This window comes from Polymorphospora sp. A560, assembly GCF_045781765.1.
Classification (GTDB): Bacteria; Actinomycetota; Actinomycetes; order Mycobacteriales; family Micromonosporaceae; genus Polymorphospora; species Polymorphospora lycopeni.
The window spans coordinates 955,896-977,693 of the sequence record NZ_CP122282.1; the positions used below are offsets into that span (position 1 = coordinate 955,896).

At 72.6% G+C, this 21,798-nt stretch carries 22 protein-coding genes and 1 tRNA gene; 18 read left to right on the top strand and 5 right to left on the bottom strand.

The features are described 5' to 3' along the window. Positions 1-83 precede the first annotated feature (83 nt). Positions 84-587, top strand: coding sequence for an amino-acid N-acetyltransferase (locus QCD66_RS04480; protein ID WP_357533884.1), 504 nt, complete (start codon positions 84-86; stop codon positions 585-587). Positions 588-643: 56 nt separating this feature from the next. Further along, complete coding sequence (locus tag QCD66_RS04485) at positions 644-1,567, top strand: Ppx/GppA phosphatase family protein (protein WP_364216223.1); 924 nt, start codon at positions 644-646, stop codon at positions 1,565-1,567. A 25-nt stretch (positions 1,568-1,592) separates the two neighbouring features. Here the strand turns inward: QCD66_RS04485 and QCD66_RS04490 are convergent, their stop codons facing one another. Beyond that, positions 1,593-2,021 (bottom strand): hypothetical protein, encoded by a 429-nt coding sequence (locus tag QCD66_RS04490; protein WP_357533881.1) that lies wholly within the window; start codon positions 2,019-2,021, stop codon positions 1,593-1,595. Between the two features lie 78 nt (positions 2,022-2,099). Here QCD66_RS04490 and QCD66_RS04495 point away from each other — a divergent pair, with 78 nt between their 5' ends. The 11 genes from QCD66_RS04495 to QCD66_RS04545 all read left to right on the top strand — a co-directional run bounded on the left by QCD66_RS04495 (position 2,100) and on the right by QCD66_RS04545 (position 11,784). Next, positions 2,100-2,432, top strand: coding sequence for a PadR family transcriptional regulator (locus QCD66_RS04495; protein ID WP_357533879.1), 333 nt, complete (start codon positions 2,100-2,102; stop codon positions 2,430-2,432). Positions 2,433-2,650: 218 nt separating this feature from the next. Next, positions 2,651-3,685: an HAAS signaling domain-containing protein gene (locus tag QCD66_RS04500; RefSeq protein WP_375734247.1), complete on the top strand. Its 1,035-nt coding sequence runs from the start codon at positions 2,651-2,653 to the stop codon at positions 3,683-3,685. A 157-nt stretch (positions 3,686-3,842) separates the two neighbouring features. Further along, positions 3,843-4,283 carry a hypothetical protein gene (locus tag QCD66_RS04505; RefSeq protein WP_364215839.1) on the top strand — a complete coding sequence of 147 codons (441 nt, stop codon included), beginning with the start codon at positions 3,843-3,845 and terminating at the stop codon, positions 4,281-4,283. A gap of 174 nt (positions 4,284-4,457) precedes the next feature. Beyond that, positions 4,458-5,153 carry a dienelactone hydrolase family protein gene (locus QCD66_RS04510; protein WP_375734246.1) on the top strand — a complete coding sequence of 232 codons (696 nt, stop codon included), beginning with the start codon at positions 4,458-4,460 and terminating at the stop codon, positions 5,151-5,153. Between the two features lie 53 nt (positions 5,154-5,206). Then, positions 5,207-5,947: a uracil-DNA glycosylase gene (locus QCD66_RS04515; RefSeq protein ID WP_364215845.1), complete on the top strand. Its 741-nt coding sequence runs from the start codon at positions 5,207-5,209 to the stop codon at positions 5,945-5,947. A gap of 8 nt (positions 5,948-5,955) precedes the next feature. Further along, positions 5,956-6,669 carry a DUF4129 domain-containing protein gene (locus QCD66_RS04520; protein WP_375734245.1) on the top strand — a complete coding sequence of 238 codons (714 nt, stop codon included), beginning with the start codon at positions 5,956-5,958 and terminating at the stop codon, positions 6,667-6,669. Between the two features lie 170 nt (positions 6,670-6,839). Beyond that, positions 6,840-7,409, top strand: a complete 570-nt coding sequence (locus tag QCD66_RS04525; RefSeq protein WP_375734244.1) for a hypothetical protein — start codon at positions 6,840-6,842, stop codon at positions 7,407-7,409. Continuing rightward, positions 7,406-8,428: a MoxR family ATPase gene (locus QCD66_RS04530; RefSeq protein WP_364215854.1), complete on the top strand. Its 1,023-nt coding sequence runs from the start codon at positions 7,406-7,408 to the stop codon at positions 8,426-8,428. Before QCD66_RS04525 ends, QCD66_RS04530 begins: the two co-directional genes overlap by 4 nt. Further along, positions 8,428-9,783, top strand: a complete 1,356-nt coding sequence (locus QCD66_RS04535) for a DUF58 domain-containing protein (RefSeq protein ID WP_375734243.1) — start codon at positions 8,428-8,430, stop codon at positions 9,781-9,783. The genes QCD66_RS04530 and QCD66_RS04535 overlap by 1 nt, the downstream gene beginning before the upstream one ends. Beyond that, complete coding sequence (locus QCD66_RS04540; RefSeq protein ID WP_357534126.1) at positions 9,783-10,340, top strand: hypothetical protein; 558 nt, start codon at positions 9,783-9,785, stop codon at positions 10,338-10,340. The genes QCD66_RS04535 and QCD66_RS04540 overlap by 1 nt, the downstream gene beginning before the upstream one ends. A 109-nt stretch (positions 10,341-10,449) precedes the next feature. After that, positions 10,450-11,784, top strand: coding sequence for an NAD(P)/FAD-dependent oxidoreductase (locus QCD66_RS04545; RefSeq protein ID WP_357533864.1), 1,335 nt, complete (start codon positions 10,450-10,452; stop codon positions 11,782-11,784). Positions 11,785-11,822: 38 nt separating this feature from the next. Here QCD66_RS04545 and QCD66_RS04550 read toward each other — a convergent pair whose 3' ends face one another. Next, on the bottom strand, positions 11,823-13,691 hold the full coding sequence (locus QCD66_RS04550) for a hypothetical protein (protein WP_375734242.1): 1,869 nt from the start codon (positions 13,689-13,691) through the stop codon (positions 11,823-11,825). A 95-nt stretch (positions 13,692-13,786) separates the two neighbouring features. Here QCD66_RS04550 and QCD66_RS04555 point away from each other — a divergent pair. The 3 genes from QCD66_RS04555 to QCD66_RS04565 all read left to right on the top strand — a co-directional run bounded on the left by QCD66_RS04555 (position 13,787) and on the right by QCD66_RS04565 (position 16,359). Next, a tRNA-Leu gene (locus QCD66_RS04555) sits at positions 13,787-13,867 on the top strand. Between the two features lie 110 nt (positions 13,868-13,977). Then, the gene (locus QCD66_RS04560) at positions 13,978-14,784 is read left to right on the top strand and encodes a Bax inhibitor-1/YccA family protein (RefSeq protein ID WP_357533861.1); all 807 of its coding nucleotides are present in this window, start codon (positions 13,978-13,980) and stop codon (positions 14,782-14,784) included. A 1,041-nt stretch (positions 14,785-15,825) separates the two neighbouring features. Further along, the gene (locus tag QCD66_RS04565) at positions 15,826-16,359 is read left to right on the top strand and encodes a hypothetical protein (RefSeq protein WP_375734241.1); all 534 of its coding nucleotides are present in this window, start codon (positions 15,826-15,828) and stop codon (positions 16,357-16,359) included. A 104-nt stretch (positions 16,360-16,463) separates the two neighbouring features. On the opposite strand, the gene QCD66_RS04570 is transcribed toward QCD66_RS04565, so the two are convergent. From QCD66_RS04570 to QCD66_RS04580, 3 genes are read right to left on the bottom strand one after another with little or no spacing between them, the layout of a single operon-like run. Then, the gene (locus tag QCD66_RS04570) at positions 16,464-17,726 is read right to left on the bottom strand and encodes an acetyl-CoA C-acetyltransferase (RefSeq protein WP_375734240.1); all 1,263 of its coding nucleotides are present in this window, start codon (positions 17,724-17,726) and stop codon (positions 16,464-16,466) included. Positions 17,727-17,783: 57 nt separating this feature from the next. Continuing rightward, the gene (locus tag QCD66_RS04575; protein WP_375734239.1) at positions 17,784-18,581 is read right to left on the bottom strand and encodes an SGNH/GDSL hydrolase family protein; all 798 of its coding nucleotides are present in this window, start codon (positions 18,579-18,581) and stop codon (positions 17,784-17,786) included. Positions 18,582-18,620: 39 nt separating this feature from the next. Then, positions 18,621-19,748 (bottom strand): SGNH/GDSL hydrolase family protein, encoded by a 1,128-nt coding sequence (locus tag QCD66_RS04580; protein WP_375734238.1) that lies wholly within the window; start codon positions 19,746-19,748, stop codon positions 18,621-18,623. A gap of 229 nt (positions 19,749-19,977) precedes the next feature. On the opposite strand from QCD66_RS04580, the gene QCD66_RS04585 reads away from it, so the two are divergent. Further along, positions 19,978-20,334 carry a DUF1232 domain-containing protein gene (locus QCD66_RS04585; RefSeq protein WP_357533854.1) on the top strand — a complete coding sequence of 119 codons (357 nt, stop codon included), beginning with the start codon at positions 19,978-19,980 and terminating at the stop codon, positions 20,332-20,334. A gap of 80 nt (positions 20,335-20,414) precedes the next feature. Beyond that, positions 20,415-21,785, top strand: a complete 1,371-nt coding sequence (locus QCD66_RS04590; RefSeq protein ID WP_357533852.1) for a cystathionine beta-synthase — start codon at positions 20,415-20,417, stop codon at positions 21,783-21,785. The last annotated feature ends 13 nt before the right edge of the window (positions 21,786-21,798 follow it).

The window sequence follows — 21,798 nt, forward strand, 5'->3', positions numbered from 1 at the left end:
CGCGGTGCGGGCCCGACACGAATCCGGGATTCCGGACCGCCCCGGCGGGTCGGCCCGGATCCGGCGGTCCTAGTTTGGTGGGCATGGATTTCGTCGTACGCCGGGCGCGTACCTCGGACGTGCGGGTCATCCGCCGGTTGATCGACACCTACAGCGGTGGCCGGCGGATGCTCAGCAAGGCCACGGTCACCCTTTTCGAGGACATCCAGGAGTTCTGGGTGGCGGTCCGGACCGAGGACGGGGCGGTCGTCGGCTGTGGCGCGCTGCACGTCATGTGGGAGGACCTGGCCGAGATCCGTACCGTCGCGGTCGATCCGGACTGCCGGGGCATGCGGATCGGTCACCGGATCGTCGACGCCCTGCTGGCCACCGCCCGCGAACTCGGGGTGGCCCGGGTCTTCGTGCTGACCTTCGAGACGCGCTTCTTCGGCTCGTTCGGGTTCGTCGAGATCGACGGGGCGCCGGTGCCACACCAGGTGTACGAGCAGTTGCTGCGCTCGTACGACGAGGGGGTCGCCGAGTTCCTCGGCCTGGAGCGGGTCAAGCCGAACACGCTGGGCAACGTACGGATGCTCCTGCACCTGTGACGGCGGGCCGGCGCGCCGGGGGCGACGTGACCTCGTAGGGTTGCGGCGTGACGAGAGTGGCGGCGATCGACTGCGGCACGAACTCGATCCGGCTCCTGGTGGCCGACCTGCCCGGGCCGGACGCCCCGCCGGGCGCGCCGCTGGTCGACCTGATCCGGCAGATGGAGATCGTGCGGCTCGGCCAGGGCGTCGACCGCACCGGCCGGCTGGCCCCGGAGGCGATCGAGCGCACCCGGGCGGCGCTGGTCGGCTACGCGGAGCGGATCGAGTCGCTCGGCGTCGACCGGGTACGCATGTGCGCCACGTCGGCGTCCCGCGACGCGTCGAACGCCGACGACTTCCGGGCCATGGTGCTCGACACGCTCGGGGTGGCGCCGGAGGTGGTGACCGGTGTCGAGGAGGCACGGCTGTCGTTCACCGGGGCCGTACGCGGCCTGCCCGCCGATGCCCGGCCGCCGTACCTGGTCGTCGACATCGGCGGCGGTTCGACGGAGTTCGTGGTCGGCGGTGCCGAGGTCGAGAGCGCGGTCTCGGTCGACATCGGTTGTGTCCGGATGACCGAGCGGCACCTGCACGGCGATCCGCCGAGCGCGGCCCAGGTCGCGGCGGCCGAGGCCGACATCGCCGAGGCGGTCGACCGGGCGCTGGCCGTCGTGCCGGGTAGGGAGGCCGCGACGCTGGTCGGCCTGGCCGGTTCGGTCACGACCGTGGTCGGCATTGCGCAGGAACTGCCCGAGTACGACCCGGCCCGCATCCACCACGCCCGGGTGTCGTATGAGGCGGTGGCGAAGGTGACGGCCGACCTGTTGACCCGGTCGGCGGCCCAGCGGATGGAGATCCCGGTGATGCACCCGGGCCGGGCCGACGTGATCGGTGCGGGGGCGCTGGTGCTGCGGGTGATCATGGAGCGGGCCGGGATGACCTCGGTGGTGGCCAGCGAACACGACATCCTCGACGGCATCGCCTGGAGCCTCGCCTAGTTGGCGGGGCAGGCGCCGGATCGGCTCAGCCGGAGCGGCGCATCTCGGCGCGGAACTGTTCGCGGGGCTCGGCCTCGTCCCGCGACCACCACCAGCCGTAGCTGACCGCGCCCGGCTGCGGAACGGTGAGCGTGATCCGGGCGACCATCGGCCCCTCGTACGCCGTGAACTGGTTGGGTGCGGTCTGCGCGAAGCGCACCACGCCGGGCAGTTTCAGGCAGGCGACGTGGAGTTCGGGCCGGCCGCCCTCGCCGACCACGAGCACGGTGTGTTCGACGTGCTGGAGGCCGTCGCGGTCGCTGGTCGCCTCGTAGTCGAGGATCAGGGCCCGCCCGTGCACCGCCGAGGTGACCGCCATCCGGGCCACGAACGGGCCGCTTTCGGGGCCGTCGCCCCGGCCCCGGTAGACGCCGGGCGCGGCGGCGAGGCGGCTGAGGAGTTCGTTGGCAGGCACGGCGTCAGATTAGCGGCAACACGCCAGCGGGTAGCGCGCGGTTGACGCTACTGTGTAATGCGAAGTAGCGTTCGGTCCGTGGACACCACCCAGTTGCTCAAGGGCGTGCTGGATCTGGCCGTACTCGCCGTGCTCAGGGATGAGGACGGCTACGGTTACGACATCCTGCGCCGGCTGCGTGCCGCCGGGCTCGACGAGGTGGGCGACGCCTCGGTCTACGGCACCCTGCGCCGCCTCTTCCAGTCCGGTTTCCTGACCACCTACGTCGTACCGAGCGAAGAGGGGCCGCACCGCAAGTACTACTCGCTCAACGCCGCCGGCCGCGACCAGCTCAACCGCAGCGCCAAGGTCTGGCGCGAATTCGCCTCCACAATGGACACCTTGCTGGACGATCGGGGGATGGCGGCATGACCGAGCCGCGCGAGGGAATCAGTTGGCTCAGGTTGCAGTCGTGCGGCTGCCGAGCGGAGCGAGGTGCCGCATGAGTGAGCGGAGCGAGCGAGTCAGTTGGCTCAGGTTGCAGTCGTGCGGCTGCCGAGCGGAGCGAGGTGCCGCATGAGTGAGCGGAGCGAGCGAGTCAGTTGGCTCAGGTTGCAGTCGTGCGGCTGCCGAGCGGAGCGAGGTGCCGCATGACCGTCATTAGTGGACCGGAGATCACTCGCTACGTGGAGCAGGTGCGGGCGGCGCTCGCCGACCTGCCACCGGCGGTTCGCGACGAACTGCTCGAAGACCTGCCGGAGCATCTCGCGGAGATCGCCGCCGAGGGGGAGGGACCGCTGGCCGACCGGCTCGGCTCGCCGGCCGCGTATGCCGCCGAACTGCGGGCCGCCGCGAACGTCCCGGTCAAGGGGCCGGCACCCAACCTCGACGACCGGATCGCCGGGGTCGTACGCCGGACCCGGGGGCAGATCAAGGCGGCCGACACCCGGCTCGGCCCGTTGATCGGCTATTCGCAGGTCTCCGACTTCCTGCGGCTGCTGCGGCCGGCCTGGTGGGTGCTGCGGGGCTATCTCGCCGCGATGCTGGTCGCGTTCTTCGTCAACGGCGGCAGCCTGTCGCTGGTTCCGATCGTGGACAGCACGATCTTCGGCACCCTGTTCCTGATCGTCGCCTTCGTGGTCGGCTCGATCTGGCTCGGCCGGCGTGGCTCCGACCGCCTGGGCCGGTGGCAGCGGCGCGGGCTGCACGCCGCCGGGATCGTGGTGGCTGTCTTCGGCTTCGTGGCGTTCGTCGACTCAGACCCGCCGCCGACCTACTACCAGCCCACGTACAGCGACCCCTATTCCGAGGTCCGCGACGTGTACGTCTACGACGAGCAGGGCCGGCTGATCCAGAATGCCCGGCTGCTCGACCAGGACGGCCGGCCGATCCGGCTCGGCCATGCGTGGTGCGAGGAGGCCATGCGGGCGGAAATGGAGGGAAGTCCAAAGCGGACCTACCCGTACTGCCCGGAGGGCGCCCCCATCAAGCCGTTCAGCACGGTGACGGAAGCACCTTCGGTGCCGCCGCCGCCGCCGACGCCGACGCCGGTGCCGTCGGAAGCCGCGCCGACCGACCCGGCGCCGACCGACCCGGCGCCGACCGGGCCGGACCCGTCGCCGACCGCGACGGCCGATCCGTCCCCGGCTACGCCTGATGTGCCGGAGCCCACAGCGACCGGCTGAAGGGTCCCGGATCGGCCCTAAATGATCAACTGTTCGGTCGGGTCAGGCCGACCGGCCGTATCGATCATGTCGATTCCGTGGAATCGGGTCGATGATTGTCGGTGGTCCCCGTTACGGTGTCGCCTGCCAGATCAACCCCCATGGAAGGAAACCCTCCGTGTCTGAGCAGGTTGCACCGCCGCCCCCGCCGCCGGCCGGTGCCCCCAACCCCTCGATGACGCCTCCTCCGCCGCCGGCCCCGCCGTCGCGCGGCAAGGCGTTCCTCGGCGGCATCGCCAAGCAGATCATCGGCGTGGTCGTGGTTCTCGTCGTGATCGCCGTCGGCGGCTTCATCTGGAACAACCTGACCGGTGCCCCGTCGACGGCCAACGTCGGTGATTGCATGGTCGGCCAGAGCGCGGACGACCTCAAGACGATCGACTGCGGCGACGCCACGGCCGAGTGGAAGGTCGTCGGCAAGATTTCGGACAAGACCGAGATCGAGGCCAAGGATGTCGAAACCGTCTGCGCCGCCCACCCGACCACCCAGGTCAACTACTGGGAGGGCAAGCCGGGCGCCAAGGGCGACGTGCTCTGCCTGGAGCCGGTCGCCGGGTAAGAACCGCCAACCGGTTCGATGAAGCCGGCGGCGACGGGGCACACCTCGGGTTAAGAGGAGGTGTACGCCACGTCGCCGCCGGCTTCCGCGTTCCTGTCCGGCATGACAGGCTGACGGCCACGCAAGACCACTGTGCGACCAGCCAACGATGACTGACCGACAGGAGGACGGCCGATGGGCGAAATGGTGAGTTACCGCAGCAACGGCGGGACCAGTGAGGGCTACCTCGCCCTGCCGACAGGCGAGCGGTCCTCTGCCGCCCCGGCCGTCATCGTCATCCAGGAGTGGTGGGGCCTGGTGCCGCACATCACCTCGATCGCCGACCGGTTCGCCGAGGCCGGATTCGTGGCCCTGGCCCCCGACCTCTACCACGGCAAGTCGACCAGCGAGCCCGACGAGGCCGGCAAGCTCATCATGGGGCTGGCGATGGACCAGGCCGCCAAGGACATCGGCGGTGCCGCCGACTACCTGGCGCAGCGACCGGAGGTCAACGGACGGGTCGGCACCGTCGGCTTCTGCGCCGGCGGCAGCCTCGCGCTGTGGTCGGCGACCCTGTCCGACCGGATCGTGGCGACCGTCGGGTTCTATCCGGTCCTGCCGTGGGAGCGGATGCGTCCGGAGTGGACGGACTACGCCGGCAAGGCGGCGGTCATCCACTGCTCCGAGGAGGACGGCACGTCGGCGGCCGAGGGCGTGGTCACGGCGTCACACGCCATCGAGGCCGCCGGTGGCGAATGCGCGATCTACGACTACCCCGGCACCCGGCACGCGTTCTTCAACGACGACCGGCCGGAGGTCTTCGACCGGGCGGCCTCGGCCAGCGCCTGGGCCCGTACCTTGGAGCTTTTCCGCACCAGACTCACCGCCTGATCGGACCCGGCCCCGGTCTGGCAGCATGGGGCGGGTCGAGCAGGGGAGGGTACGTGGTGAGTCGTACCGCTGCGGACGTCGTCGCCGGCGCCCGGCGTGCCGGAGACCTCGCCGCACTCGACGCCGCGGTGGCCGACTGCTTCGCCTGCCCCCGGCTGGTCGAGTGGCGCGAAGAGGTCGCGACGACCAGGCGGGCGGCGTTTCGCGACCAGGTCTACTGGGGCCGCCCGGTGCCGGGCTTCGGGGCCGGCGACGCCAGGATCGGCATCCTCGGTCTCGCGCCGGCCGCGCACGGCGGCAACCGCACCGGTCGGATCTTCACCGGTGACCGCTCCGGCGACGTGCTCTTCGCCGCGCTGCACCGCGCCGGGCTGGCGAACCAGCCGACCAGCCTGGCCCGCGACGACGGCCTCACCGTGCGGGGCACCCGGATCTTCGCGGCGGTGCGGTGCGCGCCGCCGGACAACAAGCCCACCCCGGCCGAACGCGACACCTGCGCGCCGTGGCTGCACCGGGAGATCGAACTGATCAGGTCGACGCTGCGGGTCGTGGTCGCCCTCGGTGCGTTCGCCTGGGCCGCGTGGTGGCCGGCCATGACCCGGGTGTACGGCGTACGCCCGCCCAGTCCACGCCCGGCGTTCGGGCACGGCGCGCACTGGTCGCCGCCGGCGCCGGTCCCGCACCTGCTGGGCTGCTATCACGTCAGCCAGCAGAACACCTTCACCGGACGGCTCACCCCGGCGATGCTCGACGAGGTGTTCGGCCGGGCGAAGACCCTCGCCGGGCTGGATTGAGGGCCACCATGGATGCCAACTCGTTGCGCCGGTTCTGGCCGCTTGCAGTCGTCGCGCTGCTGCTCGCGGTGACGGCGATCGCCGCCGGCCATTCGTCGCTCGAGTTCAGCCGCGTCGAGCCGACGGTCGACAACGACGTCGTACCGGGGCTGCCCGACTACTCCCAGGAGCGGGAGCTTCCGTCCTTCCCGCCGGAGCCCAGCGCGGTCGCCGCGGCCGAACCCACCGAACTGCCGGACTGGCTGGCCCCGCTGGCCGCCACCCTGTGTGTGCTCGCCGTCGTGGTCGCGGTCGGCCTGCTGGTGTGGGCGATGCTGCGGGACAGGCTGGGTCGCCGGACCCGTCGCGTCCGGCCGGACGCGCCACGACGGGCCGCCGGCCGTACGGCCGAAGAGGTGGTCGCCGCCGTCGACGCCGGCCTGGTCGACCTGTCCGACGCCGACTCCGACCCGCGGCGCGCGGTGATCGCGTGCTGGTTGCGGCTGGAGCAGGCCGCCGCCGCGGCGGGTGTGCGGCGTGAGGTCGGCGACACCCCGACCGACCTGGTGACCCGGTTGCTCAGCGGCAACCGCGGGGTCAGTGCCGACGTGCTCGGCCCGTTCGCCACCGTCTACCGGGAGGCGCGCTACGCCACCCGTACCGTCGACGAGCGGATGCGTACCCAGGCCCGGGCAGCCCTGCAACGGCTCCGCGGCGAACTCACCACGGAGGTAAAGCCGTGACCGAGCGGAGCGAGGGGGCGGGGTGAGCGAGCGGAGTGAGCGAACTGGTCGGCTCAGATCGAGTCGCGCCGTCACCGAGCGCAGCGAGGGGGCGGGGTGAGCGAGCGGAGTGAGCGAACTGGTCGGCTCAGTTCCAGTCGCGCCGTCACCGAGCGCAGCGAGGGGACGGCGTGACCGGGGCGAGTATCGACGACCTGCTCCAGCACGAGGAGGAGCCACCGCCCCGGCTGCGGCGGGACCGGTCGGGGCTGCGGCTGTGGCTGCGTACGGCGGCCATCGCCGCCGCCTGCACCGCCGTGACGCTCTTCGGGCTGCGGCTGTTCGGGTTCGCGGTGCCGATGGTCGCCGTCTTCGCCGGCTTCCTGGCGCTGCTCGTGCTGCGCCAGGTCACCGCGCGGCTCGCCCCGCCGGCCCCGATACGGCCGCTGCTACGGGAGGACGACGGCGCCTACAACTGGTCCGCGCAGGACGCCCTGCAGACCGCGGTCGGCCGGTGGGAGACGGTGCTGGCGCGGGCGCAGAACGACCCGGAGCGGTTCAACCAGGTGGTGCTGCCGGCGCTCGGTGAACTCGTCGACGAACGGCTGCGGCAGCGGCACGGTTTCACCCGGGCGACCGACCCGGAACGGGCCCGCGCGCTCCTGACCGATCCACTGTGGAAGTTGCTGACCACTCCGGCCCGGCGCAAGCCCAGGCCGGCCGACATCGCGGCGGCCGTCGCGCAATTGGAGAAGACATGACCGGTGGGGACGCCGTATCCGGAGGCCGGCAGGCGGGCGGGATCGCCGTACCCGATGTGGGCCGCATGGCGCGGGCGGTGCTCGACTCGGTCGGCACGGTCGTGGTCGGCAAGCAGGATGCCCTCGAACTCGTGCTCGCCGGCATTCTCGCCGGTGGGCACGTGCTGCTGGAGGACCTGCCCGGTCTGGGCAAGACGCTGACCGCGCGGTCCTTCGCCCAGGCGCTCGGGCTCGACTTCCGCCGCCTGCAGTTCACCCCGGACCTGCTGCCCGCCGACGTGACCGGCTCGTTCCTCTACGACCAGAGCAAGGCCGACTTCACCTTCCGCGCCGGCCCGGTGTTCACCAACCTGCTGCTCGCCGACGAGATCAACCGGACGCCGCCGAAGACGCAGGCGGCGCTGCTGGAGGCGATGCAGGAGAAGCAGGTGTCGGTGGAGGGCGTCACCTACCGGCTCGACGCCCCGTTCCACGTGCTCGCCACCGCCAACCCCATCGAGTACGAGGGCACCTATCCGCTGCCGGAGGCGCAGCTCGACCGGTTCCTGCTCCGCGTCTCGTTCGGTTACCCCGACCGTGAGCAGGAGTGGGACATCCTGCGCCGGCGGATGTCCCGTCAGCGTGAGGAGGCCGAACTCGAGCCGGTCGTCGACGCCGCCGCCCTGCTCGCCATGCAGGCCGCCCTGGAGACCGTCGTGGTCGAGGACTCCATCGGCCGGTACATCGTCGATCTGACCGCCGCGACCCGCGAGCACGCGTCGGTCCTGGTCGGTGCGTCGCCGCGTGGTTCGCTGGCCCTGCTGCTGCTGGCCCGGGCGAAGGCCGCGCTCGCCGGCCGTGACTACGTCATCCCGGAGGACGTCAAGGAGGTCGCCGTACCGGCGCTGGCCCACCGGATCACGCTGCGTCCGGAGATGTGGCTGCGCCGGGTCGACCCGTCGTTCGTCGTCGACGAGGTGCTGTCCAGCACGCCGGCCCCGGCCAGCGGAGCACTGCCGACGTACGCGGCCGGGTTCTGATGCTGCGGCCCGCGGTGCCGGGCGCGCAAGCCGTGCCCGACCACGACCCCACCGACCAGCCGGACTGGACCCCGACCCGGGCGCTGCGCCGCGCGGTGTTGCTGGTCGGGCTGCTGCTCGTCGCCGGGGTTCTGCTGGGCCGGGTCGACCTCGTCGTGCTGGCGACTCCGTTCGCGCTCGGCACCGCGTGGGCGTTGCGCCGCCGGCCCGCAGATCCGCCCCGGCTGCGGATCGAGGCCGGTGACAGCCATCTGGTCGAGGGCGGGCCGGTCACCGGTACGGTCACCGTCGGCAACCACGACACCGTCGGGTACGACCTGGCGGTGGTGCGCACACGCACGTCGCCCTGGCTGCGGATCGAGCGTGGCGACCGGCCGCACGCGATCGCCGTACCCGGCGGCGGCGAGGTCGACGTCGAACTGCGCGGCGAGGCGCTGCGCTGGGGACGTCAGCCGCTCGGCCCGGCCGGGGTCCAGGTCGCGGCCGCCGACGGTCTGGTGGTCGGCCGGCCGGTGATCGCCGAGCCGCGGGGCGTGCCCGTCTATCCGGTCACCGATCCGTTCGACGCCGACGAGGCGATGCCCCGGGCCGCCGGGCTCGTCGGCGGGCACCGGTCCCGGCGGCCGGGCGAGGGCGGCGAGTTGGCCGGCGTACGGATCTTCGGACCGGGTGACCGGCTGCGCCGGATCGACTGGCGGGTGTCGCTACGGACCCGGCAACTGCACGTCGCCTCGACGCTGTCCGACCGCGACGCCGAGGTGGTGCTGCTGCTCGACGTGCTCGCCGAGGCCGGCCGGTCGGGCGGGATCAAGGGCAGCCCGTCGGTGCTCGACACCACGGTGCGGGCCGCCGCCGCGGTCGCCGAGCACTACCTGCACCGCGGCGACCGGGTGTCGCTGCTGGAGTACGGTCCGGCCGCCCGACGGTTGCGTCCGGCCACCGGCCGCCGGCAGTACCTGACCGTGCTCGAATGGCTGCTCGACGTACGCGCCGAGAGCAGCCCGTACGAGCCGTACGACCAGGTCTTCGGCCCGCACGTGCTGTCGTCGGACGCGCTGGTGGTGGTGCTCACCCCGCTCGTCGACCCGAGGTCGGCGGAAATGCTCGCCCGGCTGGCCCGGTCCGGCCGGTTCGTGGTCGCCGTTGACACCCTGCCGGATTCGGCGGTCCCGCCGGGCCGGGGCCAGTGGAGCGACATCGCGCACCGGTTGTGGCGCCTCGACCGGGACAACACCATCGGCCAGCTCCGTGAGCACGGCGTGCCGGTCGTCGCCTGGGCCGGTGCCGGCAGCCTCGACCTGGTGCTGCGCGACGTGGCCCGGCTCGCCTCCGCACCCCGGCCGGTGCACCGGTGATCAGCTCGATCGTCGACCGGTTCCGGTCGGTCCGGACCGTGGTCACCCGGGCGACGCTGCCGCCGCTCGGGGTGCGCGGCGGCATCCTGCTCACCGGGATCGTGGCGCTGGTGCTGGCCTACCCGGCGCAGATCTTCCTCAGCCGCTTCGTCTTCGCCCTGCTGGCCGCCGCCGTCCTGCCGGTGCTCGCCCCGAGAGGCCGGTGGGCGACCCTCTTCGCGGTCGTCGCGGTCGGCGGCTGGGTGCTGTCCACCAGCCGGTACGGCGAACCCGTCGCCCTGTGGCGACTGCTCGGCCTGGCCACCTTCCTCTACCTGCACCACACGCTGTGCGCGCTCGCCGCCGTTCTGCCGTACGACGCGGTCGTCGCCCCCGAGGTGTTCACCGGCTGGCTGTTCCGGGCCGGGGCGGTGGTGCTGGCCTCGGCGGTGCTGGGAATCCTGCTGCTGTCCGCCGCCGGTTGGGGCGGTGGGCGGACGTTCCTGGCCGTCGCGCTGGCCGGCCTCGCCGTCGCGGTCGGGGTGGCGGCGCTCCTCGCCCGCCTGCTCCGCCGCTGACGCCGGCGGGGCGTGACGGCCGACACGGAGCGACGTCACACCGTTGTCCTCGGTCACATTGGCCGGGATCGGCGGCATAACCGGCGGCCGGCAGGAGAAAGATGGGGGTGTGAAAACGCAGCGGATTTTGGTGGTGGGCGCCGGTCACGTCGGGCTCTACGCGGCCCTGCGCCTTTCGAAGAAGCTCGGGTCGCGCGAGGCCGAAGTCGTCGTCGTCGACCCGCAGCCCCACATGACCTATCAGCCGTTCCTGCCCGAGGCGGCGGCCGGCAACATCTCGCCGCGGCACTCCGTAGTGCCGCTGCGCCGTGAACTTCGCAAATGTCACATCGTCGCCGGCACCGTCACCCGGGTCGAGCACGCCCGCAAGACCGCGACCGTGCAGCCGATCATCGGGCCGGCCCGCGAGATCCCGTACGACCACATCGTCGTCGCCCCCGGCGCGGTGTCCCGCACCCTGCCGATCCCCGGCCTGCGCGAGCACGGCATCGGGTTCAAGACCATCGGTGAGGCCATCTACCTGCGCAATCACGTGCTCGACCGGCTGGACGTGGCCGCCGCCACCGCCGACCCGGAGACCCGCCGAAGTGCGTTGACGTTCGTCTTCGTCGGCGGCGGCTACGCCGGCATCGAGGCGCTGGCCGAGATGGAGGACATGGCCCGGGACGCGCTGAAGTACTACCCGGAACTGAAGGCCGAGGACATGCGCTGGGTGCTGGTCGAGGCGACCCAGCGGGTGCTGCCCGAGGTCGACCGGGACATGGGCGCGTACACGGTCGAGGTGCTGCTCAAGCGGGGGATGGACATCCGGCTGGACACCCGGCTGGAGTCGTGTGTCGACGGGCTGGTGAAGCTCTCCGACGGCGACGCCTTCCGCGCCGACACCATCGTCTGGACCGCCGGCGTCAAGCCGTCGCCGATGCTCGACAACACCGACCTGCCGCGCGACGAACGCCGCCGGGTCACCTGCCTGCCGACGCTGCAGGTGGTCGACGGGGACACGGTCGTCGAGGGTGCCTGGAGCGCCGGCGACTGCGCGGCCGTACCGGACCTGACCGGTCCGCCCGGGGCCTTCTGCTCGCCGAGCGCGCAGCACGCCGTACGGCAGGCGTCGCGGCTGGCCGACAACATCCGGGCGGTGATCCGGGGCCGGGAGCCCGTCGAATACAAGCACAAGCACGCCGGCAGCGTCGCCAGCCTCGGCCTGCACAAGGGCGTAGCCCAGGTCTACGGGATCAAGCTCAAGGGCCTGCCGGCCTGGTTCATGCACCGGACGTACCACATGAGCCGGATCCCGTCGCTGAACCGCAAGGTACGGGTCGTCGTCGACTGGACGCTGGCCTTCTTCCTGCGCCGCGAGGTGGTCGCGCTCGGACAGTTGCACGACCCGCGTGAGGAGTTCCTGGAGGCGACACCCCGGCTGGACGCCGACAGCCGGGCCTGACGCTCCACCTGACCCCGGGCGCCGACCGGCGCCCGGGGTCAGCGCACCTTCCAGGTCCAGGCGTCGGCCGACCGGGTCGGCGGGCCGAAGAGTTGCTCCAGCGTGCTGCGCAGGCTGTCGACGTGTGGTGTCCCGTCGGCCAGGGCCACGCAGGAGGCACCCCAGAAGTCGATGTCGGCGCTGGCCCGCTGCCGGTCCTCGTCGTCGATCGCCGGCACCGCACCGGTCCGGGCCACCTCCGCCAGCAGGGCGGACGTGGCCTGCTTGTATGTGCCCATCGACGCCCGGCCGTCCGCCGCGTACGGACCGATGAAGAACCCCTCGGGCAGGGCGAACTCGGCGTCGGCCGCCGCCGCCCAGCGCTGCGGCCACGGCTCCTGCGGGGTCGGCAGCGGCACCGGCACCAGCACACCGCCCGGCTCGACACAGTCGCGCCAGTGCCCGCCGGTGATGAACTGCGGCAGGGCCGGGCGGTCGACGGTCGGCAGCGGCGCCGGGAACACCGTCACCAGCGCGACCGCGACCGCCCCCGGCACGAGGAGCCGTACCGGCCGGCCGGGGGCGCGCAGGGCCCGGTCGACGGCGAACGCGACGATCGTGGCGATCAGCGGTACGGCCGCGACGGCGAAACGCATCGGCAGCGCGCCGTCGACCACCGGCACCCCGAGCAGCAGCGCGTAGGGGCCGGGGATCTCGGTGCGTACCCCGTTGATCACCAGTTCGGGGCCGAGCGACAGGCCGGCCATCACGACCGCGGCGACCGCGCAGGCGACGACCAGCGGGCGACGGATCAGCCAGGCGGCGCAGCCGACCGCGACGACGATCAGCGGCCAGCCGAGGAACGTGTTGTACTCGGCCGGGCCGGTCGTCAACCGGGCCGACACCTCGCTACCGGCGTACGACAGTGGTGAGATCGCCGCCCAGCTCGCCAGGTCGGCGGAGAAGTAGTGCGGGCTGAACAGCCCGTTCGGCACGCTGCCCGGCCCGGTGAACTGGAACCACAGCGGATAGGCGAGCACCAGGCTGGCGGAGCCGACCGCGAGCGCCATGCCGGCGGTGGCGCCGGGCAGGATCCGCCGTACGTGCCGCCAGTTGGTGGCGGCGTACGCCAGGGTGATCACGACCAGGGCGAGCGCGGTGAGGAAGACGACCTCCTCGCCGATGAACACCTGGGCGGCGACGGCGGCACCGAGACCGAGGCCGGAGGTGACGATCCGCCGCCGGTCCGGCCCGGTGACGCTGCCCGGGTCGGCGGCGCTGCCCGGGTCGGTGGGGCCGGCCGGGTCGGCGGCGCGGACCAGGCGGACGACCAGCCAGACGATCACCGGGACCATGAACTGGGCGGTCATGTGCAGGTGGCTGTTGGTGTGCGACACCATCGCCGGGGCGAAGCCGCACAGGCCGGCGCCCAGCGCGGCGGCGAACCGATGCACCTTCGCCGTACGGGTGAACAGCAGATACCAGGCGATCGCGGTCGCCGCCAGGCACAACCCGGCCAGTACGGCGAACGTGACCGGTACGCCGAACAACAGCGTCACCGGCGCGAAGACCACCCCCAACAGGATCACCGTCGTGTTGGCCATCAGATTGACGCCGTCCGGTGCGTTCAGCCGGTCGGTACGTAATCCGACATCGCCGAACAGCAGCCGGGCATCGTTGGCGAGGAACCACTCGTAGAGCGTCTGGTCCGCCGGGTTGAGTGCCAGCACCCGGTTGCCCGGATCGGGCCACATCCCGTGGGTGACCCAGCCGGCGACGACCAAGAAGACCAGGCAGATCGCCAGATCGGGAAGATATCCACGGATCATCGTCCGTCCGGCCGGGCTGGACCGCCGTTCACCCGTACCGTTCTCCGGATCCGTCGAATCCTGTCCGGCGTCCGTGGCGGTAGTGCTGGTCACGGCCATGACCCTAGCGTCGCGCGCTGCAACGGGTACGCCCCGGTCGGTACAGACCCGCTACCGTATGGGCAGCGCGGCGATCGGCCGCTGCGGACCGCCCGGCCCGGGTGGTGGAACGGCAGACACGGCCGCCTTAAAAGCGGCTGCCGAAAGGCGTGCGGGTTCGATCCCCGCCCCGGGCACCTCGTGCGTTCAGCGTGCTCACAGGCTGTGGAACTCCCGAATATTCGTGGAGGAGATTACTGTTGTAGTGCACGGTTACCGTGCAACGACCTCTGAAGGAGGCCTGACAGTGAGAACTTCCAACCCGGTGCTGGCCCGGCTCGGCCGCGCGGCCGAGCGCGAGCGGGCCGCCGGGTACGCCCCCGCCGGCCAATTCGGTCAGCCGTACCCGACGGCGGCGGGATACCCGGACGCGCCGCCCGCCGTGCAGCCGATGTCGGTCGACGACGTCGTCGTCAAGACCGTCACCCTGCTCGGCATCGTCGGCGCCTCGGCCGCCGCGGCGTGGGTCCTCGTGCCCGACGCGCTGCTCAGCGCGGCCTGGATCGGTGCGGCGGTCGTCGGGCTCGTGCTCGGCCTGGTCATCTCGTTCTCCCGGATGGCCAACCCGGCGCTGGTCGTCACCTACGCCGTCGTCGAGGGTGTCTTCGTCGGCATGGTGAGCAAGTACTTCGAGGTCGTCGCCGGCTTCCAGGGCATCGTCCTCCAGGCGGTGGTCGCCACCTTCGGGGTGTTCTTCCTGATGGCGATGCTCTACAAGGTGCGCGCCATCCGGGCCACGCCGAAGTTCGTCCGCGGCATGATCGCGGCGATGGTCGGCCTCTTCGCCGTCATGCTGATCAACCTGGTGCTGTCGCTCTTCGGCGTCGACACCGGTCTGCGCAGCGGTGGCGCACTGGCGATCGGCTTCAGCGTGGTCTGCATCATCGTCGCCGCGCTGAGCTTCGTCCTCAGCTTCCACGAGGTCGAGGAAGGCGTCCGGATGGGGCTGCCGCAGCGCTACTCCTGGACCGCGGCCTTCGGCATCCTGGTCAGCCTGATCTGGCTCTACATCGAGATCCTGCGGCTGCTCAGCTTCTTCCAGGGCGACGACTGACCGTCCCCTGCCGGCGCCGCCCGACCGGCGACGCCACCGATCACGACCGACGCCCGCCCCACCCCGGGGCGGGCGTCGCCCTTTCCACCGCCGGCCCACCTTCTCCTGGCCGGCTCGCCTCTTCCTGAGCGGCCGGTTTCCCTGAGCGTCCCGGCCTTTCCTGGCAGCGGCCCGGCGGCCTTGTCGTGCGGCGGCCCTGCCGTGTGGCGGTTCTGCCGTGCGGCGGCCTTGTCGTGTGGCGGTTCTGCCGTGTGGCGGTTCTGCGGTGTGGCGGCCTTGTCGTGCGGCGGCCCGGCCGAGCCGCGGCGGTCCCGGCTTGCGATGGCGGCCCTGCCTTCGCGACGGCCCGACGGCCCGGCCCTGGCGGCACCCCCACCCCGCTCCGGGGTGGAAGGGGCGGCGATCAAGGCCATCTAGGTCGGACTGCCCGGCCTGGCCGAGGCAGGCGTTGCAACCCGGCCGATCATTGACGGTTTTGCCGGGATTACAGCCAGCGGTTGTTGTTGATCTGGGCGGGAGAGACCTAACCCGGGGCGGATAAGGTCTCTCCCGCCCAGATCAACGTCTTCTCCTCAGGCGGGCGACCTGCGCGTTGATCGGGAGGGGGCCGCGCGAGCGTTCCGAGCGTGGGGTCGGCGTCGGCGAGGGGTGGTCCACCCCGAGGACGCCCCTCACTGCGGGCCGGCCGGATCCGTGCGCGCCGGCCGGGAACCCCACCGTGCAGCAGCGTTCGGGGAAGTAATCGACGGATGGCAGTAACCGCGACCAGAGCCCGGCGTCGATCCAGCGCCGCCGCACCTTGACGAGCCCGAGGCCCGCCCCGCGAAGGGCTGCGGCCCAGGGCGAAGACGGTGCATAGGCGGCGCGAAGCGGAGCGTGCCAGCCCTTACGGAGCGAGCCAGCCCTCGCGAAGCGGAGCTAGCCAGCCCTCGCGGAGCGAGCTGTCCGAGCGGAGCGAGAGCCAGCCGGCGCAGCCAGCCTCGCCGGAGGCGAGGCCAGCAAAGACGGCGAGACCAGCCAACTCCCCTAGACTGACCCGCCATGAGCGTCGAGGAGTTCGGTCGCGCGGTGGACCTGCTCATGCGTCAGGTCGGCCACTGGGAGGCACCGCGCTGGCGGGCCGCGGCGGGCTCCGGCGGGCTCCTGCCCGGCCGTACCTCCGGTGCGGCGGCCCCGGCCAGCTCTGACAACGCGGCGGCGACCCCGGCCAGCTCTGACGGTGCGGCGGCGGCCCGGGCCACATCTGACGGTGCGGCGGCGGTGCCGGCCGGAGGTGACGGTGCGGCGGCGGCCCCGGCCGGACCCGCCGGTGCGGTGGCGGTCCCCGCCACATCTGACGACCCGGGCGTGCCGGTGGCGCGGGGGGATCTGATGCACGCACTGGTGCAGCGGATCGCCGACCGGGCCGCCGATGCCGAGGGCGAGCCTCGGCGACCGGTGCCCCGGCTGCCCAACGACCTTGCCCTCACCGGCCAGTTGAAGGTCGTCGCCGCGGATCTGGTCGTCGCCGGTCCGGCACCGGAACTGCTCGGCGTGGCGGCCGCGGACGTGCAGGCGACCCGGCGCGCGCTGTGATCCGTACCGTCCGGGGTTGGCAAGATCCCCGTGATCAGGGGGCTGGACACGCGCCACGCCGGCGACCCGCCGGTCTTGGTCCCTGATCACGGGGATCTTGGGGGTCAGCTCAGGCGTTCGACGATCATCGCCATGCCCTGGCCGCCGCCGACGCACATCGTCTCCAGGCCGATCGTGCGGTCGTGCCAGTCGAGCGCGTTGAGCAGCGTCCCGGTGATCCGTGCCCCGGTCATCCCGAACGGGTGCCCGACCGCGATCGCTCCACCCATCACGTTGAGCTTGTCCAGCGGAATCCCCAGATCCCGGTACGACGGGATCACCTGCGCCGCGAACGCCTCGTTGATCTCGACCAGGTCGACGTCGTCGATGGTCATGCCGGCCCGGCGCAGTGCCTGCCGGGACGCCTCGACCGGGCCGAGCCCCATGATCTCCGGCGACAGGGCGCTGACCCCGGTCGACACGATCCGGGCCAGCGGGGTGATGCCGAGTTCGCGGGCCCGGCTCTCGCTCATGACCACCACGGCGGCGGCGCCGTCGTTCAGCGGGCAGCAGTTGCCGGCGGTGACCCGGCCGTCGGGCCGGAACACCGGCTTGAGCCCGGCCACCCCCTCCAGGGTCACCCCGGCGCGCGGGCCGTCGTCGGCGCTGACCACCTCGCCGGACGGCAGCGTCACCGGCGTGATCTCGCGGGCCCAGAACCCGTCGGAGATGGCCTTCTCGGCGAGGTTCTGGCTGCGTACGCCGAACTCGTCCATGTCGGCCCGGCTGACGTCGTACGCCTCGGCGAGGTTCTCCGCCGTCTGTCCCATCGCGAGGTAGATGTCGGGCAGTTCGTCGTCGAGCCGGGGGTCGTGCCACCGGTCCGTGCCACCGCGCGCCCGCGCCGCCGACCGTTCCCGCGCCGCCGCGAACCGGGGGTTGTGCCATCCGCCGCCGACCAGCTCCTGCGCCTCGGGCGGCAGGCTGTCGGAGTTGCCGCGGGCGTACCGCGAGACGCACTCGACGCCGGCGGAGACGAAGACGTCGCCCTCCCCGGCGGCGATGGCGTGGAAGGCCATCCGGGTGGTCTGTAGCGAGGAGGCGCAGTAGCGGGTCACGGTCGCGCCCGGCACGGTGTCGAGGCCGAGCAGGGTGCCGACCACCCGGGCCATGTTGAAGCCCTGCTCGCCGCCGGGCAGGCCGCAACCGAGGTAGAGGTCGTCGATCCGCGCCGGGTCGAGCTGCGGCACCTTGTCCAGGGCGGCCCGGACGATGGTGGCCGCGAGGTCGTCGGGCCGGAGTTCGCGCAGTGACCCCTTGGCGGCGCGGCCGATGGGGGATCGGGCGGTGGAGACGATGACGGCGGTGCGGGACGGCTCTGTCGACATGAGCCCAACTTAACCCGCGGGTAACTTCGGCGGGAAGGGCGAAGGTGTTGCGGCGGCTCAGCTGCGGTCGGCGCCGCTCGCGGCACGCGACACGGCCGGCAGCAGGGCGTGCGCCCAGACCCGGTAGCCGTCGGCCGACGGGTGGTAGCCGTCGTGGCAGAGCGTTCCGGCGTCGGCCCGGAAGACCGGACCCGCCTCGGCGGCCAGGTCGACGGTCTGGCCGCCGGCGTCGTGCACCGCCCTGGTCTGGGCCCGCGCCGTCACCCGCCCGGCCCAGCCGACCACCTGTCGCAGCGGGGGAGCGATCGCCCGTACGGCGCCGAGGTCGGGGCAGGTGCCGACGACGACCTCGACACCGGCGGCACGCAGGCGACGTACCGCCGCACCGAGGTGTGCCGCCGCTTCGACCGGCCGGCGCAGGCCGGTGGCGTCGTTGGCGCCGATCAGGATCACCGCCACGTCCGGGAGCCGCCCCAGCAGCGCCCGCGCCACCTGCGTCGCGAGATCGGTGGACCGCGACCCGGAGACGCCGACGCTGGACAGTTCGACCCGCCGCCGGCCGGCGGCCGGACCGTCGCCCTCGCTGAGCAGGCGGGCCAACTGGCCGCCGACGGTGTCGGCCACCTGGTCGACGCCGACGCCGAGCGCCAGCGAGTCGCCGAGCAGGACCAGCCGCAGCGGGGGCGCCGCCGGGTCACCGACCGTCGCGCGCAGCGTCAGGCCCATCTCCGGTTGCGCGTAGCGGCGGGTGCGGGCGACCAGTGCCTCGCCGGCGAGCAGCGCGGCACCGCCGACCGTGCCGGCGATCAGGGTCAGGGCGGCGGCGCGCCCGACGCGTAGGGCCATGCCGGTCATCGGGTCACCCCGTGGCGGACGAGGCCCGACGGCGAGCGTTCACCGGGGTTTCTCCACCGTGGATGGTTGCGCCGCGTCGTGTGACCCATGCCTCAAGGGTACGGCGACCGGGGCCGGATCGTCGGCCCTCGAATTGCCGAACAGGGCCGGCAGCCCGCCGCTCGGCAGCGGGCCGAGCCAGGCCGGCCGGCGCCGGCGCAACTGCGCCCAGCGGCCGCCCGGCCCACGGTCGCGGCCGGCGACCTGGGTGCCGGTGACCTCGGTGCCCGGCTCGCGGGCGGCCTGCGCGGCGGCCTGGGTCAGGGAGCGCGGCCCTTCGCCGGCGACCGGTACGGCCCGTCGTTCCTCGCCGGCACCGAGCGCGGACAGGACCGTGGGCAGCATCGCGGCCACCGCCACCGCGTAACCGTCGGCGGACGGGTGGTAACGGTCCCAGGCGAACATTCGGACCGGGTCGGCGGCGAACCGCGGACCGAGCAGGTCGCCGAGCGACACCGTGCGGCCGCCCGCCTCGACCACCGCCACCGTCTGCGCCGCCGCCAACTGCCGGCTCCACCGGCGGGCCAGCCACCGCAACGGTGGCTTGATCGGCTGGATCGCGCCGAGGTCGGGGCAGGTGCCGACGACGACCTCGGCGCCGGCCCGGCGCAGGTCGCGTACGGCGTCGACGAGGTGACGCACCGCGATGCCGTACGGCGTCCGGTTGGTGATGTCGTTGCCGCCGATCAGGATGACCGCGAGATCGGGTTTCGCCTCGACCGCCACCTCGACCTGTGGTGCCAGGCCGGCGGATATCGACCCGACGACGGCGAACCGGCGCAGCCGCACCGGCCGCCCCAGCCGGCGGGACACCCCGGTGGCCAGCAGCGCGCCGGGTGTCTCACGTGGACGGTGGACGCCGTAGCCGGCCGCCGTCGAGTCACCGAGCACCGCCAGGGTGATCGGCCGGCCGGGGAACTTGGCGCCGTAGACGCCCTCGCCGCGCGGTGGTGGGGCCTCGGCCATCGGGATGGTGCGGCGGGCCCGGTTGGCCTGGCCGAGCAGGATCCCGCCGAGCGCGGCGGCACCGGCCGCGGTCAGGCCCGCGCCGATCGCGGCGGCGAGCCCCACGCGTCGGACGACCCGCCACGGGGCCGATCCCTGTTCGACCGTCTCCATCCGAGCCATCCCCCCCCCCCCGGACCGTCGCCTGCCCGCCGTAGCCCGCCGCCGGACACCCGGCCGCCGGCACCGGGCCGGCCGGTCGTGGCGTGCGTCGTACGGTCTTCGAGGTTAGCCCCCGGAGGCGACGTACCGCTTGACCGATTGCCTAGATCCGCGACCGGTTGGGTATGTACCGCGACGGAGGCGCCGGTTGGCGTACGGGTGCATCATTGGCGGCAGGGAGGTCGGCGACATGGCCAAGACTTTGAAGCGGACCGCCGCTTTCGCGGCGTTGGGACGGGCACTGACGTCGGGCGCCCGCGGTGGCCCCGGCCTGGGCAAACGGATCGGGGCGCTGCCCCGGATGCTCAAGGCCACCGCACGGGGCGAATACGACGGGGGGCTGCGGCTGGCGATGATGGCCGCGGCGACGGCGTACATCGCGTCGCCGGTCGACCTGGTGCCGGAGTTGTTCCTCACCTTCTTCGGCCTGGCCGACGACGCGCTCATGGCGACCTGGCTGGCCGGGTCGATCCTCGCCGAGACCGAGCGGTTCCTGGAGTGGGAGGCCAAGCGTTCCACGGTCATCCCGGGACAGGTCGTGACCTGAACCGCACGTAGTCTTGACGTGACCCGTGCGATCACCGGCCCGGCCACCTGCCGTGGCGCCTCCGAGAAGGGCACAACGACGTGCGCTACTACGACAATGTCGTCGAGCTGATCGGTAACACCCCGCTGGTGCGGCTGCGCAGCGTCACCGAGGGCATCGCCGCCACCGTGCTGGCGAAGGTCGAATACTTCAACCCCGGGGGCTCGGTCAAGGACCGGATCGCCGTACGGATGGTCGAAGAGGCGGAGAAGAGCGGCCTGCTCCAGCCCGGCGGCACGATCGTCGAGCCGACCAGCGGCAACACCGGTGTCGGGCTGGCCCTGGTGGCACAGCTCAAGGGATACCGCTGCGTCTTCGTCTGCCCCGACAAGGTCAGCGAGGACAAGCAGAACGTGCTGCGGGCGTACGGCGCCGAGGTGGTGGTCTGCCCGACCGCGGTGGCCCCGGAGGATCCGCGCTCCTACTACAACGTCTCCGACCGGCTGGCCCGGGAGATCCCCGGCGCGTGGAAGCCCAACCAGTACGCCAACACCGCCAACCCCCGCTCGCACTACGAGACGACCGGCCCCGAGTTGTGGGAGCAGACGGCCGGCCGGATCACCCACTTCGTGGCCGGGGTCGGCACCGGCGGCACCATCTCCGGCATCGGCCGCTACCTCAAGGAGGCGTCCGAGGGGCGGGTCCGCATCGTCGGCGCCGACCCGGAGGGCTCGGTCTACTCCGGCGGCACCGGCCGGCCCTACCTCGTGGAGGGCGTCGGCGAGGACTTCTGGCCGGAGACCTACGACCGGACCATCTGCGACGAGATCGTCGAGGTTTCCGACAAGGAGTCCTTCGACCTGACCCGGCGGCTCGCCCGTGAGGAGGGTCTGCTCGTCGGTGGCTCCTGCGGCATGGCGGTCGTCGCGGCGCTCGACGTCGCCCGGCGGGCCGGCCCCGACGACGTCGTCGTGGTGCTGCTGCCCGATGGCGGCCGCGGCTACCTGTCGAAGATCTTCAACGACGAGTGGATGGCGCGCTACGGCTTCATGGAGACCGGCGGGGCCGAGGCGACCGTGGCCGAGGCACTGGCCGGCAAGCCGGGCGGCATGCCGGAGCTGATCCACGTGCACCCGACCGAGACGGTCCGCGACGCGATCGACTACATGCGCGAGTACGGCGTCTCCCAGCTCCCGGTGCTCAAGGCCGAGCCGCCGGTCGTGACGGGCGAGGTCGCCGGTTCGGTCGCCGAGCGTGATCTGCTCGACGCGCTCTTCTCCGGCCAGGCGCACCTGCACGACACGATCGAGCGGCACATGGGACCGCCGCTGCCGGTGGTCGGTGGCGGGCAGCCGGTGAGCGAGGCGGTCGCGCTGCTGGAGAAGTCCGACGCTGCCCTGGTGCTCGTCGACGGCAAGCCGAAGGGCGTGCTGACCCGGCAGGACCTCCTGGCGCACCTCGGCGCCCGGTGACGACGTCCGGACG